Consider the following 17916-nt stretch of genomic DNA (forward strand, 5'->3'; position numbering starts at 1 on the left):
TGGGTACGGCCGTGCGGGTGCCGTGGGACGGGCCGGGGCGCGCCATGTCGCCCCGGCCCGTCGCCCCGCGGTCAGCGGGCGGCGATGCCCAGGGCGCGCTTGAGGAAGTCGACCTGGAGGAGCAGCAGGTTCTCGGCGACCTGCTCCTGCGGGGTCATGTGGGTGACGCCCGACAGCGGCAGGACCTCGTGCGGCCGGCCGGCCGACAGCAGGGCCGAGGACAGACGCAGCGCGTGGGCGACGACGACGTTGTCGTCGGCCAGGCCGTGGACGACCATCAGCGGCCGGTGCGGCTCGGCCGGCGCGGACAGGCCCTCGGCGGTGACCAGGGAGCTGCGTGCGTACGACTCCGGGTGGTCCGCCGGAGTGCCCAGGTAGCGCTCGGTGTAGTGCGTGTCGTACAGGGACCAGTCCGTCACCGGCGCGCCCGCGATGCCCGCGTGGAAGACGTCCGGGCGGCGCAGCACCGCGAGACCAGCCAGCCAGCCGCCGTAGGACCAGCCGCGGATCGCAACCCGGGACAGGTCCAGCGGGAAGCGCCCGGCGAGGTCGTGCAGCGCCTCCACCTGGTCCTCCAGCGACAGCGTGAAGTCGTGGTGGATCGCCTTCTCCCAGGCGGGGGAGCGGCCCGGGGTGCCCCGGCCGTCCGCGACCACGACCGCGAAGCCCTGGTCCGCGAACCACTGGGAGGTGAGGTGCGCGTTGTGCGCGGCGACCACCCGCTGGCCGTGCGGACCGCCGTACGGATCCATGAGCACCGGCAGCGGGGTGTCGCCGTCGTAGTCCCGAGGCATAAGCACGGCGCACGGGACACGGCGTGCGCCCCCCTCGGTCAGGGTCACGCGGGGGGACAAACCAGGGTCTTCCGCGTACGACGGGACAGTCGTGGTCGCTTTTCCGTCGCGCAGGATCTGCACCCGGGAACCTGGCCGATCCAGCACCGCCGAGACCAGGACGGTCACGTCCCCGGCCCGCACCGCCGCGTGCACGCCCGGCTCCTGCGACACGCGCTCCACGCCCAGTTCGTTCACCCGGTACACGTGCACCTGCCCCGTCTCCGGGTCGGCGGCGTCCTCCCCGGCCGACGCCGAGACCAGCACGTCGGCGTCGGAGACGTCCAGCACGGCACGGACGTGCAACTGCGCCCCGGTGAGCGGCCGCTCGCCGACCGCCAGCACCCGCGCGCCACCCTCGTCCGCGATCCGGACCAGCTGCCCGGACGGGCTCCAGCACGGCACACCGGGGAAAAGTTCCAGCCATGTTGGATCTTCGTCGGCGTGCACCATCCGCGTCGCACCCGTGTCCGGGTCCACGGCGAGGTACACCTGCCCGCGCTGGTCGCGCGACTGCACGAGCAGCAGCGGCGCACCCGCCGCCGACCAGTGCACACGCGCCAGATACGGATGGCGCGCCCGGTCCCACACGACCTCCGTGCGCGTCCCGTCGAGGCCGACCACGAACAGCCGCACCTGCGCGTTCGCGGTCCCCGCCGCCGGGTACGCCACCCGCTGCGGCTCCCGCTCCGGATGCGCCGGGTCGGAGATCCACCACCGCTGCACCGGCGTGTCGTCCACCCGCGCCACCAGCAGCCGGTCCGACTCCGGGGCCCACCAGAAGCCCCGCGACCGCCCCATCTCCTCGGCCGCGACGAACTCGGCCAGCCCGTAGGAGACGTTCTCCGCCTCCGGCTCGGCGAGCACCCGGTCACCCGTCCCCTCCGCGTCCACCACCCGCAGGGCGCCCCGCGCGGTGTACGCGACGAACCGCCCGTCGGGCGACGGACGCGGGTCGATCACCGGTCCCGCTACAGGCAGTTCACGCGCCGTCCCGGTGTGCAGCCCGGCCGTGAAGAGCCGCCCCGACAAGGCGAAAGAGGCCAGCTCCACGGTCGTGTCGGTGGCGTAGGCGACGATGCCGGCGCCGCCCTCCCGGCTGCGCTCGCGCCGGGCCCGCTCCTCGGGCGAGAGGTCCTCCGCGCCACCGCCCAGCAGGGCGCGCGGGTCGGCGGCGACGCGCTCCCCGCCCGCCCGCGTGTCGAGGACCCACAGCGCGTTGGCCCGGTCCGTGCCGGAACCGGAGCGCAGGAACACGACACGCGAACCGTCGGGCGCCACGGTGAACGAACGCGGCGCGCCGAGCGTGAAGCGCTGGGTACGGGCGTGCCGTCGGGGAAAGGAGTCAGGCTCGGTCGTCATGCCCTGACCATATTGGCCATGCGCCCCCTTGTGCGGCCGTGCGCCGATCGATGCACGCGCCGGGATAGTTATGATCAATGTCGCATAGTGGGTATCAACCTGCTTGCTGCTGTACGGATTTACTGCCCCCACAGTCCGACCCCCCGCGCCCTCGTGGATCTTTGGAGGTGAGCCGCCGTGGCACTCTCGATTTCGGCGGTGGTGCTGCTGGCGATCATCGTCTTCCTGCTGATCAAGAAGTCAGGGCTGAAGGGAGGGCATGCGATCGTCTGCATGCTCCTCGGCTTCTACCTGGCCTCTTCGACCGTCGCTCCCACGATCAGCGAGCTGACGAACAACATCGCGGGGATGATCGGCAGCATCAAGTTCTGAGCCCCGGCCGTCCGGCCGGGGCTTCGGTCCTGGCCGGAGTCAGGCCCCGGCCGCGTACGGCACGAAGTCGGCCCACGCGGTGGGGGCGAAGGCCAGCCGGGGACCCTCGACGCTCTTGGAGTCGCGGACGTGGACGGTGCCCGGCTCGGTGGCGACCTCGACGCATGAGTCGCCCTCACTGCTGCTGCTGTAGCTGCTCTTGAACCACGCCAGGTCGGAGGTGCCCCGGGACAAGGTCTTGCGGTTCATGTCTCCCCCAGCAGTTGCTCGATGAATGAGGCCGACTCACGCGGCGTGAGGGCCTGCGCCCGGATGATGCCATACCGAAGTTCCAGGATACGGAGCTGCCTGGGCTCCGACACCGGTCGGCCGTTGGCCACTGCCGGTGAGCGCCCCACCATCGAACCGTCCTCGAACTTCAGCACCTCGATGCCGCCTGCCAGACCGGCGTGCTCCTCGCGGTCCATCGGCATCACCTGTAGCTCGACGTTCCGCAAGCGCCCCACTTCCAGCAGATGTTCCAGTTGCTGACGCAGCCTTCGCCTGCCGCCCAGGGGACGTCGAAGGGTCCACTCCTCCAGAACGAAACTGAGTTCAGGCGCCGGATCCCGCTCGAACACGGTCTTGCGAGCCACCCGTGCGGAGATGAACCGCTCCACCTCCTCCGCCGAGTAGGCGGGACGCCTCATGAGGAGCAGCCCGTGTGCGTAATCCGGTGTCTGCAGCAGTCCATGGACGTTCAGCGGATCGTAGAGCTGAAGCTCCACCGCCCGCGCCTCCATCTGCGCCAGGTCCCGCACCTTCTTCGGGTACCGGACCCTCTTCACGTCCTCCTTCATCGCCGCGACCAGGCCGCCGGCGCCCAGCACCTCGTCCGCCGTGTCCAGGTACTCGGGCCGGGGGATGCGCTTCCCGGCCTCGATCTTGTAGACGAGGTCCTCGCCGTATCCGACCGCCACAGCGAACTCCCCGGCCCGCATCCCGGCCGCTTCCCGCCGGAGCCGCAACTGCCGTCCCACCGTGGCCACTACGGCCAGCGCCCAGTCGTCGTCCGGGTCCACCTCCCACCCCGGTTCGTCGGTCTGTTCCGCCTCGGTCCTGACCCGCACAACCTCGCCGTTCACCGACATGCGCGCCCCTCCGTAGTGTCCGCGTCGCACCCCGCGCGATGACTCTAGGTAGCGGGGCAGTCACCCAGAACGGTACGTCCGGCCGACCACCCTGAGTGACGGGAACCAGGAATCGGCCGAACGGAGCTTCACACCACCGGAACCCGCGTCCTCGTGCTCCGGTGCCGTCGGCGGCCGAAGGACAAAGAACTCAGGGGGAAAGGACCCCACCGAACCCCACCCCTCCCGCCCGTGGCCCCCGCTCACTCGGGCGGGTGAACATCCGCGAACCGGCTGGATCTCGCGGCCCTCGAAGCCCGACGCTCAGCGCAAGGCACCACCACAACCGCAGACATGAGACGGCCCCCGCCGGGACTGGCATCCCAGTGCGAGGGCCTGACCACCGAGGAAGGAACAGCTTCCCGATGGGTACCGAGAACCCTAGCGTGCCCCCGCACGCCCAAGCCCGCCTTGCGGGCAACAAGCACCCGAACCGGCTGCCGGGTACGGCCCGCCGCACCGGCGGGCTCCAGCACGACAACACCCGGCACACCACCCGCTTCACCGTGGTCGGCAACCACCTGACCCAGCACCGGGAGTTGTCGCTCCTCGCGATCGGGCTCGGCGTGCACCTCCAGTCGCTGCCGAAGGGTGCCCCGGCCGACATCAAGACCCTCGCCGCCCGGTTCCCCGAGGGGACGACCCGCATCGCCGCCGCCCTGCGGGAACTGGAGGCCCACGGCTACCTGCGCCGCGAGCGCGTCCGCACCCCCACCGGCCGCATCGTCACCCGCACGGTCTCCTGCAACCAGCCGGTGGCGGCCCCTCACCGCGCCGATGCCCCCGGCCGCCCCGAGCCCCGATCGGCGGAGGCACCGCAGAGGCAGGAGACGTGCGAGGAGAGCACGCCGCACACGCCGTCACGCCGGAAACGAGCGCCCCGCAAGCCCCTCCCCGGCGTACCGAGCCCCGCGTACCCCGCCCCCGCGCTGCTCCAGGCCGCCACCGGCCTCCTGGCCGACCTCCACCGCCACGACCCCCGGCTGCTCCTGTCCGTCTGCGATACGACCCACCTGGCCCCAGGCGTCGCCGCCTGGCTGGAGCGGGACGTCGCCCCCGCCGTCGTACGCCACGCCCTGACCGCCGATCTGCCTCCCGACGGCGTACGCCGTCCGGCTGCCCTCCTGGCCCACCGCCTGGCCGCCCAGCTCCCACCCCCGCCCCCGCTCCGCGCGACGGCCGACCCGAACCCGCCCCGGCACCCCCTGCGGAACTGCGACGGGTGCGACCGGGCCTTTCGCTCACCCGACCCCGGGACCCGCTGCCACGACTGCCGAACCCCTTCTCAGGAGGCCGCCCAGCCTGAGAGCGACGATCCACCCCTGGGCACGGACGACGGGGAGAAACCCGGGCAGGGCGCACGGCCGGGGCTGAGAAGCCGGGGCGCGGGAAGCGGCACCCCGGTGCCTCGTAGGCTGGGCCCATGAAGGATCTGCCCGGCCGTCGTCTGCTGCTGGTGCACGCGCACCCGGACGACGAGTCGATCAACAACGGCGCGACCATGGCCCGGTACGCGGCCGAGGGTGCCCAGGTCACCCTGGTGACCTGCACCCTCGGCGAACGCGGCGAGGTCATCCCGCCCGCGCTCGCGCACCTGAGCGGCGCAGCCCTCGGCCGGCACCGGCACCACGAACTCACCGAGGCGATGCAGGCGCTCGGCGTCCGGGACTTCCGCCTCCTCGGCGGCGCCGGCCGCTACAGCGACTCCGGGATGATGGGCCTGCCCGACAACGACGACCCCGCCTGCTTCTGGCGGGCCGACGTCGACGAGGCCGCCGCCCACCTGGTCGAGGTCATCCAAGAGGTGCGGCCCCAGGTCCTCGTCACCTACGACGACGACGGCGGTTACGGCCACCCCGACCACATCCAGGCCCACCGCGTCGCCATGCGGGCGGCGGTGCTGGCCGCCGAGTCGGGCTGGACGATCCCCAAGATCTACTGGAACCGGGCCCCCCGGAGGGTCGTGGAGGACGCCTTCGCGCGGCTCCGCGAGGACCTGCCGCGCACCTCCTTCACCCAGACCGCCGCGGTCGGCGACGTGCCGGGCGTGGTGCCCGACGAGCGCGTCACCACCGAGATCGACGGCACCGCGTACGCCGCCGCCAAGGCAGCCGCGATGCGCGCCCACGCCACCCAGATCACCGTCGACGGTGAGTACTTCGTGCTGTCCAACGACCTCGCCCAGCCGATCCTGACCACCGAGTACTACGAGCTGGTGGGCGGCGAACGGGGCCATGGCGAGCGGGAGACCGACCTGTTCGCCGGGATCGAGGGGGTCTCGTGAACGACCGGATGCCCTCCCTGCTCGCCCAGCCGATGCGGCCGCCGTCCGCCGGACGCCTCGGCGCGTATGGGGGACTCTTCGTGCTCGGGGCCCTGGTCGGCGCGGCCGGGGCGCTGGTGCAGCCCGGCTGGTTCCCGGGCGGACTGCTGCTCGCCCTCGCCGGCGAGGCCGGGGCCGTACTCGGTGGCGCGCGCCTCGTGCGGGGCCGGGCGGGGGGTGTCGCGACCGCCGCGGGCTGGATGCTCGCCGTCGTCCTGCTCACCGCCAGCCGCCCCGAGGGCGACTTCCTCTTCGCCGCGGGAAGCGGCTCATACCTCTTCCTGCTCGGGGGCATCCTGGTGGCTGTGATCTGCGCCACCCTCACCCCCGGACGGCAACCGGACGGCGGCCCCGCCCGACTTGCCAAGTGACGTACCGCTTCGCCTGAACGTGCCCGTGGGGGTCCGGTGTGAGTTTCCCCGGCGGTCCCGGGATACGGGCGAGAAGTGGCCAGTATGGTGGTGCGCGTCGCCGAGCAGCCCGCGTGAGGTCGTGTCGGGCGGCGGAGCCAACCGGGAGAACCTGCCTTGAGTCGTGAAACTGACACCTCGTCCTCCGGGCCCAACGGGCGCGGCGGAGCCGCCTACCCGTCGGGTACGCCGCCGTACGGGACCCCGATGGTCTCCGACGACGGTACGGACGCGGGCCGTGCGGCCACGCGGCCGGAGGAACGCAAGACCGAGACCACGCTGACGACCCGGATCCGGATCAACATCCCCGGGTCGCGGCCGATCCCGCCCGTGGTGATGCGCAAGCCCGTCACCGACGCGGACGCCTCCGGCGACACCGACCCGGGCACCGGGACGCCGACATCAGCCGGTGCTGCCGCGCCGCAGGGCGCGGGCACGCCCGAGCCGCCTGCCTCCGAGCCCGCCCCGCCGGCCGACGACAAGCCCACCAGCGACTGGTTCGCGCCACGCAAGTCCGCCCCGGGCAAGGGCGGTCCGGGCGGCGGCTCGGCGAACGGGACCGGAGCGCAGGGGGGTTCGGGCCCCGCCGCGGGCGGTTCCGCCCAGGGCGCCCCGGGTTCGGGCGCACCCGGCGCCGGGACGCAGGGCAGCGGTGCCGGTACGCCGGGCGGGGCCCGGCCGGGTACCGGACGGCCCGGCGGCGTGGTCGGCTCCATGAGCGCGCCGGGCGGCTCCCGGTCCGGCGGCACGAACGGCTCCGGCCTCCCGGGAGGAGCGACCGGCGGTCCGGTCGCCCCGGGGCACGGCGGCGGCACGGGCTCCTTCGACGTCACCGAGGCGCTGGCGGCGGGCGGTTCGCGTCCCGCCCCGGGCGGCGGCGACGTCCGCCGCGACGAGTTGCCGTACTTCTCGGAGAACGGCAGCGGGCCGGCCGGCCCCACGGGTGGTCCGGTCACCGGGAACTTCGCGGGGCAGGGTGCTCCCACAGGACTCGAGGACACGGGCTCCTACAGCCTTCCCGACGGCCCCGACGCCTTCGGCGCGCACGGCGGCTTCGACGGGCCCGGCGGTCCCCTGGGCCCCGAGGACACGGGTGCGTTCAGCCGGCCCGACGCCCTCGGCGGCGCGGACGCCTTCGACCCGCAGGGCGGCCCCGGCCGTCCCGGCGGCTCCGGCGTGCCGGGCGGGTTCAGCGACGCCCCGAACGGCAACTTCGACGCCCCAAGGGCCCCGGGCGGCTTCGGCGAGCCGGGCAGGCCCGGTGGGCCCGAGAACTTCAGCGATCCCGGCCGCCCCGGCGCCCCCGGCGGTCCCGGCGCCTTCCGCGACCCGGGCCGCCCGGGTGGCCCGGGCGCTCCCGCGGGCCCGCGGGCCATAGGCGGCGGCCCCGGCGCACCCACCGGCTCCGGCGGCCCCACCGGCCCCGCACCCGCCGGCGGTCCCACCGCCCCGGGCACCGCAGGCCCCGGCGGCGGGCTGAGCGATGACACCGCCGTCCTCACCCCCCAGAAGCAGGCCCCCGAGCCGCCGGACGGCCAGGGCTACCCGCCCCGGCACGACAACGTCTCCGGGCACACCGTCACCAGCGGCATCCCCGTCGTGACCCCCGGCACCGGCTCGCCGTTCGGCCCGGGCACGCCCGGCGACGGCCCGGCGCCGCACACGGCCCCCAAGCCGGCGCCGGTCCCGCCGTCCCCGGCGACCTCCTCGAAGGCGCCGAAGAAGAAGGGCCGCAACAAGCTCGTCCTGCTCGTGGCCGGCCTGGTCGTGGCCGCCGGCGGCCTGTACGGCGCCGGCCTGCTGATGAACCGCACCGACGTGCCCAAGGGCACCACCGTGCTCGGCGTCGACATCGGCGGCACCACACGCGACGGTGCCGTGAAGAAGCTCGACGCGGCCTTCGAGGAGCAGGCGGGCAAGCCGCTGAAGCTGTCGGTGGCCGGCCGGACCGTCTCCCTGGACCCGGACAACGCGGGCCTCCAGTTCGACATGGACGCGACGGCCGACACGGCGGCGAAGAGCGACTACAACCCGGTCTCCGTGATCGGCTCCCTCTTCGGCCGGCACCGCGTCGTCACCCCGGTCATGCCGGTCGACGAGGAGAAGCTGCACGCCTCCCTGCAGAACGCGGCGGGTGGCTCGGGCGCCTCGACCGACGGCACGATCGCGTTCAAGGGCGGCAAGGCCGTCCCCGTCTACGGCAAGCCCGGCAAGGGCGTCGACCTCGCCAAGTCGACGACGGCGGTGGAGCAGGCGTACCGCGCCCAGGTGGAGACCGGGGCGGCGGACACCGTCACCCTGCCGACCACCACCCGGCAACCGACCGTCTCCGACGCCGAGGTCGACCGCGTGCTGAAGGAGATCGCGCAGCCCGCGATGTCCGACCTGGTCACCGTGCGCACCGACGCGGCCCACAGCATCGACTTCGGCCCGGTCTCCCTGCCGAAGATCCTCAGCTTCAAGGCCGTCGACGGCAAACTGCAGGACACCTACGACCTCAAGGCGCTCCAGGCCGCCTACGGCCAGACCTTCGAGGGCGTGCAGATCGAGGGCGCGAGCGGCAAGCGGGACGTCACCCCGCAGGACGTCGTCTCGGCCCTGCGCGAGGCCCTGCGCGGCAAGACACCCGCCGAGCGCGTCGGAGTCATCGACACCAAGCCGAACTGACCCCGGCCGCCCGCGGCACGCGAGCCCCCGCCCCTTTCGAGGGGGCGGGGGCTCGCGTCGTCACATCGGCGGCATGACCTCCGCAAGACCTACGGCGGCGTCCGGGCGGTGGACGCGCGGAGGCGGTCCGGGTGGCACGCGGGAAGGACCGGCGGTGATCGCCCCGTCCCGTCAGAGGCGCGGGGAACTGCGCGAACATCCTCTTCCCACCGGCACACGCACGACGACGCGAAGCCCTCACGGCGAGAGGTCAGTTCAGCATGGCCCTGGCCGCCGAGGCCTCCCCCCGCACCCGCTCGGCCGCCCCCTCGTCCACCGCCGAGACGACCTCCGCGTAGGCCTCCAACTCCGCGGCCCCGGCGACGAACTCACCCCGCCGCACCAGCAACTGCGCCCGCTCGTAGCGCAACCGCGCCGGATGCGAGGGCAGCAGCAGCGACAACTCCACGGCCCACAACGCCACGTCCGACCGCTCGGGCCGGGCCGCCGCCCACGCCCGCACGTTGTTCAGGATCCGCACCACCACCTCCAGCGGGTCCGCCGGCCGCAGCATCGACGGATCGATCCCCGCCCCCGTCGCCCCGGTCACCAGCAGCTCCGCGTCCCCGCCGCTCAGCAGGCGCCCGCCGTCGAAGGGGTCGGCGAGCACCTGCCCCTCGTCGGGACCGAAACCGACCACGAAGTGTCCCGGCAGGGCCACCCCGTACACGGGCGCCCCGGCGCGGCGGGCCACCTCGATCCACACCACGGACAGCAGGATCGGCAGCCCCCGGCGCCGGCTGAGCACGGCGTGCAGCAGGGAGGACTCCAGCCGCCGGTAGTCGGCCGGCGTGCCGTGGTAACCGAGCCGCTCACCGAGCAGGTCGCGCAGCGCGAGCGCCCAGGCGCGCGGCCCGCCGGGCCGGTAGGGCAGCAGCCCCGCGAGCCGGTCCAGTTCGACCTGGGCGGCGTCCAGACCCGCCTCGTCGAGTCCGCCGTCCGCCTGCGCGCCCACCAGCAGGCACAGCGTCGCCAGGTCGGGTCGTTCGGAGCGGGCCTCCTCGGCGAACCGCCGACGCAGCTCGGCGGAGCGCTCAGGGGGCGGGGGGAAGGGGTCGGACATGGTCGGCCGGTGCCCTCTCACGACGTCTCGTCACCGGCGGGGCCGGTGACGTCCGGCGCCCGGTAGTGGTGGTAGGCGTGGTGGGCGGCGAACCCCATCCCGGCGTACAGCGCCCGCGCCGCCGCGTTGTCGGTCTCGACCTGCAGCCAGGCGGCCGACGCGCCCTCGTCGAGCGCCCGCCGGGCCAGCGCGGCCATCACGGCCGTGCCCAGGCCCCGGCGCCGCAGCTCCGAATCGACCTCGACGGCGGCGAAACCGGCCCAGCGCCCGTCCACCACGCACCGCCCCACGGCGGCCGGCCCCGCGGACCCGGGCACGGTCGCGAACCACACGGACGGACCCGCGTGCAGCACGCGCAGGGCCGCCTCGCTCACACCCTTGCGCCGGTAGCGGGCCAGCCAGTCCTCGCCCGCCTCACGGGACAGCACGACCTCCGGCGACTGCTCCAGATCGGCCACCGGCGCCAGCGGTCCCACCCACAGCTCGGCGGTCACCTCACGCACCCAGCCCCGCTCCTCCAGCGCGGCGCAGAGCAGTTCCTGGGTGCCCTCCGCGCCGGTCGCGGTCTGCACGTAGGCGGGCAGGCCGCGCTCGCCGTACCACCGCCGTACCGCGTCGAGGGCCTCGTCGAGCGGCAGACCCGGCTCTCCCAGCGGCAGCACCGAGTTGGCGCGGCGGGTGAACCCGGACGCGGCGCGCAGCTCCCATGCCCCGAGCCGCTCGCTCTCCACGGGCGGCCAGGCCCGCGCGGCGACCCGGGCCAGCTCCTCGTAGGAGGCGGCCGGGCCACGGCGACGCGCCGGGGCGGCGGGGACGATCTTGCCCGCGACCAGCGCGGACTCCGCGATGCGGACGCGTTCACCACTCCGGCGTGTGATCAGCAGCACACCGTTGTCCCATGATGTGAGAACACCGACCGTGTCGGTGAACTTCTCCACCGGAACCGGATGTTCGATCAAGCTCCGCACGGAGACCCGTTTGCCCACGTCAGCAGGCGTGATACGGACCTCGAGTCGCCCGGCGGCAGAGATTTCCACAGGTCAGTTCACCCCTCCTGTTCGGATCATGCCCAAGAACGGAGATACTAGGGGCGGGCATCGACGACGCCGCGCTCCCGCGCGCCAGGCGGCGGAGCCTACGGAGGCCCGCCAGCGCCCTATCGAGGAGGAACGACAGCGTGACCTACGTCATCGCGCAGCCTTGTGTCGACGTCAAGGACAAGGCGTGCATCGAGGAGTGCCCGGTCGACTGCATCTACGAGGGCCAGCGGTCCTTGTACATCCACCCGGACGAATGCGTCGACTGTGGGGCCTGCGAGCCGGTGTGCCCGGTGGAGGCCATCTTCTACGAGGACGACACTCCCGAGGAGTGGAAGGACTACTACAAGGCGAACGTCGAGTTCTTCGATGATCTCGGCTCGCCCGGCGGAGCGAGCAAGCTGGGGCTGATCGAGCGGGACCACCCGTTCGTCGCCGCGCTGCCGCCGCAGAACCAGTAAGAGCGGTCCGCGCCAGCGCCGCCTCGGTCCCGTACGGCCCGATCACCCAGTGATCGCCGTACGGGGCCGAGGCGTTCGCCGTCACCGGCTCGGACGGACCAGAAAGTGAGCCAGTACCCGTGTCCGCAGTCTCCGACCGCCTGCCCACCTTCCCCTGGGACAAGCTGACGCCCTACAAGGCCACGGCCGCCGCCCACCCGGACGGCCTCGTGGACCTGTCCGTCGGCACCCCGGTCGACCCGGTCCCCGAGCTGATCCAGAAGGCCCTGGTGGCCGCCGCGGACTCGCCGGGCTATCCGACCGTCTGGGGCACACCCGAGCTGCGCGACGCGATCACCGGCTGGGTCGAGCGCCGCCTGGGCGCCCGGGGGGTCACCCACCGCCACGTGCTGCCGATCGTCGGCTCCAAGGAGCTCGTCGCCTGGCTGCCGACCCAGCTCGGCCTGGGCCCCGGCGACCGCGTGGCCTTCCCGCGACTGGCCTACCCGACCTACGAGGTCGGCGCCCGGCTGGCCCGCGCCGCGTACGAGGCCTACGACGACCCGACCGCGCTGGACCCCGAGGGCCTGAGGCTCCTGTGGCTCAACTCGCCGTCGAACCCCACGGGCAAGGTGCTGTCCCGGGAGGAGCTGACCCGGACCGTCGCCTGGGCCCGTGAGCACGGCGTCCTGCTCGTCTCCGACGAGTGCTACCTGGAACTGGGCTGGGAGGCCGACCCGGTCTCCGTCCTGCACCCCGACGTCAACGGCGGCTCGTACGACGGCATCGTCGCCGTGCACTCCCTGTCCAAGCGCTCGAACCTGGCCGGGTACCGCGCCGCCTTCCTGGCGGGCGACCCGGCGGTCCTCGGCCCGCTGCTGGAGATCCGCAAGCACGGCGGCATGATGACGTCCGCGCCGACCCAGGCGGCGGTCGTCGCCGCCCTCGGCGACGACGAGCACGTACGCGTGCAGCGCGAGCGCTACGCCGCCCGCCGCACCCTGCTGCGCGAGGCGCTGCTCGGACACGGCTTCCGCATCGAGCACAGCGAGGCGAGCCTGTACCTGTGGGCGACGCGCGGCGAGTCCTGCTGGGACACCGTGGCCCACCTCGCGGAGCGGGGGATCCTGGTGGCCCCCGGAGACTTCTACGGCCCCGCGGGCGCGGAGTTCGTCCGCGTGGCGCTCACGGCGACGGACGAGAGGGTGGCGGCGGCCGTACGGCGGCTGTGACCGCCGCCCGCTCGGGCAGCGCGCCGAAGGGGTCCGGGGAGAGCTCCCCGGACCCCTTCGGCGTCAGGACACCGGCGTGTCAGCCGAGCGGCAGGCTCTTCACCGGCAGCGAGTCGGCCGACGGCACGCCGCCCTTGGTCAGGGACTCGGTCGGCAGGCCGCCCTTGGCCGAGCCGGCGGTGTCGCCGACGAGCTGCCCGGCCGTGCCGGCCGCGTCACCGGCCGCCTGCTGCGCCACGGGCGTGGTCTTCTTGACCGCCTTGCCGCCGGTCTTGCCCGCGGCCGGCACCGCCTTCTCGACGGTCCTGCCGCCGGTCTCGCCCGCGGACTCGGTGACGTTCTGCGCGGCACCGTCGACGGTGTGGGCGACGTTCGCCCCGTCCAGGGCGGTCAGGCCGCCGAGGCTGGGGGCTGCGGGCAGCTGGGGGGCCGCGCTGGCGGAGCCGGCCGCACCGACCCCGGCAGCCGCTCCCGCAGCGACGAGCAGCGCGGCACGGGCGATTCGGCGGGTCAGGGGGAGGGACATGGTGCTCCTTCGACGGGTGAGAACAGTGTGGTTCGTGAACGGTCCGATGAGGTCCGGGAGTTGATCGACTGGCTGTTGATCGCTCCGGCTCGGACGCAGTGACTACCGCTCGAAGCCCGCGAAGGTTGCGGCGACCCGACGTAAAGAGTTGGTAATGCGTCGCATTATCGGCTGCGGATAAAAACGGTCAAAGAGGCTCTCGCGGAAATACTCGCGGAAACCTTCCGGCCCTTTGTTCCCAAGGGATTTCGGGGTACGTGGGGTGAGCGTGCGAAAACCTGCCCACCCGAGCCCCGCGGCACCGGCCGGGCAACTCTCCGGAGTGAGTCCCCGCACCCCTGCCCGAGTCAGCGCATCGTGACGATGCGGACCGTCTCCGCAGCGCGCTCGGCGCCCGCCGTGCCCGTGGCCCCGGCCTCACGCCACGCACTGGCCGTGCTCCCCGCGACCCACTCGCGGCCCCCGTAGGCGACCCGCGCGATGTGCAGCTCGGAGGCGTTGGCCACCGCCCAGTGGGCCAGCTGCCAGCCCCGCTGGTCCTGACCCCGCCCGGCGGACGGCGTGCCCGGCGTCACCGGGAGGGTGACGGTGCGGCCGCCGTCCTCGGCGGAGCCGCTCGGGGAGGGCGCCGGCGTGGCCGGGGCGCCGGGGGAGGGCACGGTCGTGGCGGAGGTGCCCGGCGAGGGCGTCGAGGCGGCCGAGGGGGAGGCGTCCACCCGGGCGGCGGCCGGCGCCAGCACGTCCCGGCCGAAGTCGCGCACCAGCGCGGCCCGCACCCCGTCCGCGCCCGAGGCGCGCGTCGCGCCCGGGCGGCCCTCGCAGGTCAGGGTGGCCGCGGACTGCCCGGTCAGGGCCGCGGCGAGCAGAGACGCGTCCGGCTCGTGCTTGGCGTAGGCCTGCGGGAAGCCGCTGCGCTGCACCCGCTGCGCGGCGACGGTGAGCGGCAGCCGCGTGTACCCCGGCACCTTGACCAGGTGGTCGTAGAACTCGCCCGCCGAGTACGTCGGGTCCATGATCTCCCGCGGTGTGCCCCAGCCCTGCGAGGGCCGCTGCTGGAACAGGCCGAGGGAGTCGCGGTCGCCGTAGTCGATGTTGCGCAGGGCCGACTCCTGCAGGGCGGTCGCCAGCGCGATGGTGACGGCCCGCTCCGGCAGGCCGCGCGCGGTGCCCACGGCGGTGATCGTCGCCGCGTTGACGGCCTGCTCGGGCGTGAACTCGTACGAGGCCCCGTCGCCCTTGCCCGAGACGACCTTGCAGCCCGGCCCGCCCGAGCCCCCGGTGACGTACTGCACGACGAGGTAACCGGCGACCGCGAGCAGGGCCACGAGGCCGGACCCGAATCGGAACAGGCGGCCACGGCGCTGGGGAGATGACTGCTCTGGCACGCGGTACAAGGTACTGGAGAGTACGGAGTGACAGCAGCCCGGTGCGCACAGCGGCCGCACGACCTCGCGCGTTAGGGTCGACGGCATGGCCGACACCTCGCTTGACCTCACGCTGGACGCCGCGGAGCTCACCGCCCGGCTCGTCGACTTCCGCTCCGAGAGCGGCACCGAGAAGCCCCTCGCGGACGCCGTCGAGGCCGCCCTGCGCGCGCTGCCCCACCTGACGGTCGACCGGTACGGCAACAACGTCGTGGCCAGGACGAACCTGGGCCGCTCCGAACGGGTCGTCCTGGCCGGGCACATCGACACCGTCCCCATCGCGGACAACGTCCCCTCCCGGCTCGACGAGGACGGCGTCCTGTGGGGCTGCGGCACCTGCGACATGAAGTCCGGCGTGGCGGTACAGCTGCGCATCGCGGCCACCGTCCCGGCCCCCAACCGCGACCTGACCTTCGTCTTCTACGACAACGAGGAGGTCGCCGCCGAGCTCAACGGCCTCCGGCACGTCGCCGAGGCCCATCCCGAGTGGCTGGTGGGCGACTTCGCGGTCCTGCTGGAGCCGTCCGACGGCCAGGTCGAGGGCGGCTGCCAGGGCACCCTGCGGGTCGAGCTGAGGACCGCGGGCGAGCGGGCCCACTCGGCTCGTGGCTGGATGGGTTCCAACGCCATCCACGCCGTCGCCCCGATCCTCGCCCGCCTCGCCGCCTACGAGCCGCGCTGGCCGGTCATCGACGGCCTGGAGTACCGCGAGGGCCTGAACGCGGTCGGCATCGGCGGGGGAGTGGCCGGCAACGTCATCCCCGACGAGTGCGTCGTCACCGTCAACTTCCGCTACGCGCCGGACCGCACGCCCGACGAGGCCGTCGCGCACGTCCGGGAGGTCTTCGCGGACTGCGCGCTGAGCGGGTTCGAGGTCGTCGACCACAGCCCGGCCGCGATGCCCGGACTGTCCCACCCGGCGGCCAAGGCGTTCATCGAGGCGGTCGGCGGCACCCCGATGCCGAAGTACGGCTGGACCGACGTCTCCCGCTTCTCGGCGCTGGGCGTCCCGGCGGTCAACTACGGCCCCGGCGACCCCACCTTGGCCCACAAGCGGGACGAGCGGGTGGAGGTCGCCAAGATCCTGGCCGGTGAGGAGCGCCTGCGGAACTGGCTCACCGCCTGACACCCCGGTCACGCCCGCCGTGTTTACGCCGCTCCATCGCGGACATGCTCACGTCCCTCGTTCGTAACCCGCGTAGATCTACGCTGAGGTGGAAAGACAGGCACGACGGAGGGAGCGCACATGGCGACCGGCAACCCCGAGGGGAAGAAGCAGCCGCCGGAGGAACAGCGCCTCGGCCCGGTCCTCCGCAGGCGGGATCAGGTCCAGCCCGCGACGACCGACCAGCGGCTGCTCGACGAGCGCGCCCCCTCCGACTGGGTGCACACCGATCCCTGGCGGGTGCTGCGCATCCAGTCGGAGTTCATCGAGGGCTTCGGCACCCTGGCCGAACTGCCGCCCGCCATCAGCGTCTTCGGTTCGGCCCGGACCCCGGCCGACTCCCCGGAGTACGAGGCCGGCGTCCGGCTCGGCCGGGGCCTGGTGGAGGCGGGCTTCGCGGTCATCACGGGCGGCGGGCCGGGTGCCATGGAGGCCGCGAACAAGGGGGCCTGCGAGGCCAAGGGCGTCTCGGTCGGCCTCGGCATCGAGCTGCCGTTCGAGCAGGGACTGAACCCGTACGTCGACATCGGCCTCAACTTCCGCTACTTCTTCGTCCGGAAGATGATGTTCGTCAAGTACGCGCAGGGCTTCGTGGTCCTGCCCGGCGGGCTCGGCACCCTCGACGAGCTCTTCGAGGCCCTCACCCTGGTCCAGACCCAGAAGGTCACCCGCTTCCCCATCGTCCTCTTCGGCACCGACTACTGGGGCGGCCTGCTGGACTGGCTGCGCGACACGGTGATCGCCCAGGGCAAGGCGGCCGACCGGGACCTGCTGCTGTTCCACGTGACGGACGACGTGGACGAGGCGGTGGCCCTGGTGTCGAAGGAGGCGGGCAGGTAGGGCGAGCCGGGCTCTCGCCCGACCGGTCCGGGTGGTGGACCGGCGGAGCTCTGGGGTCCAGGGGGCGGAACTCCCTGGACCCGGGCTAGGCCAGGCCCCGCCGGGCGACGGCAGGGCCCCGATGCCCGGCGATCGCCGACACCATGTCCAGCACCTGCCGGGTCTCCGCGACCTCGTGCACCCGGTACACCTGCGCACCCAGCCACGCGGACACGGCCGTGGTCGCCAGCGTCCCCACCACCCGCTCCTTCACCGGCCGGTCCAGCGTCTCCCCGACGAAGTCCTTGTTGGACAGCGACACCAGCACCGGCCACCCCGTGGCGACCATCTCGTCCAGCCGCCGCGTCGCCTCCAGGCTGTGCCGCGTGTTCTTCCCGAAGTCGTGCCCGGGATCGATCATCACCGACTCCCGCGGCACGCCCAGCGACACAGCCCGCTCCGCCAGTGCGACCGTGACCTCGAGGATGTCGGCCATGACGTCGCCGTACTCGACCCGGTGCGGGCGGGTGCGCGGCTCGGCGCCCCCGGCGTGCGTGCACACCAGACCCACCCGGTACTCGGCGGCGACCTGGGCGAGGGCCGGATCGACACCGCCCCACGCGTCGTTGAGCACGTCCGCCCCGGCCTCGCACACCGCCCGGCCGACCTCGGCCCGCCAGGTGTCCACGCTGATGACCACGTCCGGGAACCGGCGCCGGACCTCCGCCACGAACCCGACCGTGCGCCGGGCCTCCTCCTCGGCCGTGACCTCCTCGCCCGGCCCGGCCTTGACCCCGCCGATGTCGATGATCGCGGCGCCCTCCGCCACGGCCTGCTCCACGCGCGCGAGGGCCGGCTCGTCGCGGAAGGTGGCTCCCTGGTCGTAGAAGGAGTCCGGGGTCCGGTTGACGATCGCCATGATCACCGGCTCGTGGGGTCCGAATTCCCGCCTGCCCAGCCTGAGCATCCCCTGTGACCTTTCCTGGTAGGTGCCCCTCTTCCGCCGCCTGCGACCCTAACCGTCACCCGCGCATG

17 protein-coding genes are annotated in these 17916 nt (G+C 73.6%); 9 read left to right on the forward strand and 8 right to left on the reverse strand.

Annotated elements, in window-relative coordinates; all coding sequences use genetic code 11:
• Positions 1-71: 71 nt before the first annotated feature.
• Entirely contained in the window at positions 72-2195 is a 2124-nt protein-coding gene (locus ACZ4M5_RS10390) for a prolyl oligopeptidase family serine peptidase (protein WP_467735041.1), read from the reverse strand.
• A 177-nt stretch (positions 2196-2372) separates the two neighbouring features.
• Between ACZ4M5_RS10390 and ACZ4M5_RS10395 the strand changes: the two genes are divergently transcribed.
• Positions 2373-2567, forward strand: coding sequence for a hypothetical protein (locus ACZ4M5_RS10395; protein ID WP_369197178.1), 195 nt, complete (start codon positions 2373-2375; stop codon positions 2565-2567).
• Between the two features lie 39 nt (positions 2568-2606).
• Here the strand turns inward: ACZ4M5_RS10395 and ACZ4M5_RS10400 are convergent, their stop codons facing one another.
• Both ACZ4M5_RS10400 and ACZ4M5_RS10405 read right to left on the reverse strand, forming a co-directional pair.
• Positions 2607-2816 (reverse strand): DUF397 domain-containing protein, encoded by a 210-nt coding sequence (locus tag ACZ4M5_RS10400; RefSeq protein ID WP_467735043.1) that lies wholly within the window; start codon positions 2814-2816, stop codon positions 2607-2609.
• Positions 2813-3697: a helix-turn-helix domain-containing protein gene (locus ACZ4M5_RS10405; protein ID WP_467735045.1), complete on the reverse strand. Its 885-nt coding sequence runs from the start codon at positions 3695-3697 to the stop codon at positions 2813-2815. Before ACZ4M5_RS10405 ends, ACZ4M5_RS10400 begins: the two co-directional genes overlap by 4 nt.
• A 404-nt stretch (positions 3698-4101) precedes the next feature.
• On the opposite strand from ACZ4M5_RS10405, the gene ACZ4M5_RS10410 reads away from it, so the two are divergent.
• From ACZ4M5_RS10410 to ACZ4M5_RS10425, 4 genes are all read left to right on the forward strand, one after another.
• Positions 4102-5163, forward strand: a complete 1062-nt coding sequence (locus ACZ4M5_RS10410; RefSeq protein ID WP_467735047.1) for a helix-turn-helix domain-containing protein — start codon at positions 4102-4104, stop codon at positions 5161-5163.
• Positions 5160-6020, forward strand: a complete 861-nt coding sequence (gene mshB, locus ACZ4M5_RS10415; RefSeq protein ID WP_467735049.1) for an N-acetyl-1-D-myo-inositol-2-amino-2-deoxy-alpha-D-glucopyranoside deacetylase — start codon at positions 5160-5162, stop codon at positions 6018-6020. Before ACZ4M5_RS10410 ends, mshB begins: the two co-directional genes overlap by 4 nt.
• Positions 6017-6430 (forward strand): DUF6113 family protein, encoded by a 414-nt coding sequence (locus ACZ4M5_RS10420; protein WP_467735051.1) that lies wholly within the window; start codon positions 6017-6019, stop codon positions 6428-6430. The genes mshB and ACZ4M5_RS10420 overlap by 4 nt, the downstream gene beginning before the upstream one ends.
• A 156-nt stretch (positions 6431-6586) precedes the next feature.
• The gene (locus ACZ4M5_RS10425; protein WP_467735053.1) at positions 6587-9136 is read left to right on the forward strand and encodes a hypothetical protein; all 2550 of its coding nucleotides are present in this window, start codon (positions 6587-6589) and stop codon (positions 9134-9136) included.
• Positions 9137-9386: 250 nt separating this feature from the next.
• Here ACZ4M5_RS10425 and ACZ4M5_RS10430 read toward each other — a convergent pair whose 3' ends face one another.
• Both ACZ4M5_RS10430 and ACZ4M5_RS10435 read right to left on the reverse strand, forming a co-directional pair.
• A complete protein-coding gene (locus ACZ4M5_RS10430; protein ID WP_467735055.1) occupies positions 9387-10238 on the reverse strand; it encodes a transglutaminase family protein in 852 nt (283 codons plus the stop codon).
• Between the two features lie 17 nt (positions 10239-10255).
• On the reverse strand, positions 10256-11275 hold the full coding sequence (locus ACZ4M5_RS10435; protein WP_467735057.1) for a GNAT family N-acetyltransferase: 1020 nt from the start codon (positions 11273-11275) through the stop codon (positions 10256-10258).
• 140 nt (positions 11276-11415) lie between these two features.
• Between ACZ4M5_RS10435 and fdxA the strand changes: the two genes are divergently transcribed.
• Complete coding sequence (gene fdxA / locus ACZ4M5_RS10440; protein ID WP_014048159.1) at positions 11416-11736, forward strand: ferredoxin; 321 nt, start codon at positions 11416-11418, stop codon at positions 11734-11736.
• A 119-nt stretch (positions 11737-11855) separates the two neighbouring features.
• Positions 11856-12947: a bifunctional succinyldiaminopimelate transaminase/glutamate-prephenate aminotransferase gene (locus tag ACZ4M5_RS10445; RefSeq protein WP_467735060.1), complete on the forward strand. Its 1092-nt coding sequence runs from the start codon at positions 11856-11858 to the stop codon at positions 12945-12947.
• A gap of 79 nt (positions 12948-13026) precedes the next feature.
• On the opposite strand, the gene ACZ4M5_RS10450 is transcribed toward ACZ4M5_RS10445, so the two are convergent.
• A complete protein-coding gene (locus ACZ4M5_RS10450; RefSeq protein ID WP_467735062.1) occupies positions 13027-13473 on the reverse strand; it encodes an ATP-binding protein in 447 nt (148 codons plus the stop codon).
• A 347-nt stretch (positions 13474-13820) separates the two neighbouring features.
• Entirely contained in the window at positions 13821-14858 is a 1038-nt protein-coding gene (locus ACZ4M5_RS10455) for a VldE C-terminal domain-containing protein (protein ID WP_467735064.1), read from the reverse strand.
• Between the two features lie 85 nt (positions 14859-14943).
• On the opposite strand from ACZ4M5_RS10455, the gene dapE reads away from it, so the two are divergent.
• Both dapE and ACZ4M5_RS10465 read left to right on the forward strand, forming a co-directional pair.
• Positions 14944-16023: a succinyl-diaminopimelate desuccinylase gene (gene dapE, locus ACZ4M5_RS10460; RefSeq protein ID WP_467735066.1), complete on the forward strand. Its 1080-nt coding sequence runs from the start codon at positions 14944-14946 to the stop codon at positions 16021-16023.
• A gap of 120 nt (positions 16024-16143) precedes the next feature.
• Positions 16144-16902 carry an LOG family protein gene (locus tag ACZ4M5_RS10465; protein WP_369197188.1) on the forward strand — a complete coding sequence of 253 codons (759 nt, stop codon included), beginning with the start codon at positions 16144-16146 and terminating at the stop codon, positions 16900-16902.
• An 85-nt stretch (positions 16903-16987) separates the two neighbouring features.
• Here the strand turns inward: ACZ4M5_RS10465 and folP are convergent, their stop codons facing one another.
• The gene (folP, locus tag ACZ4M5_RS10470; protein WP_467735069.1) at positions 16988-17848 is read right to left on the reverse strand and encodes a dihydropteroate synthase; all 861 of its coding nucleotides are present in this window, start codon (positions 17846-17848) and stop codon (positions 16988-16990) included.
• Positions 17849-17916 lie beyond the last annotated feature (68 nt).

The sequence above is a fragment of the Streptomyces sp. NPDC026246 genome, assembly GCF_055567995.1.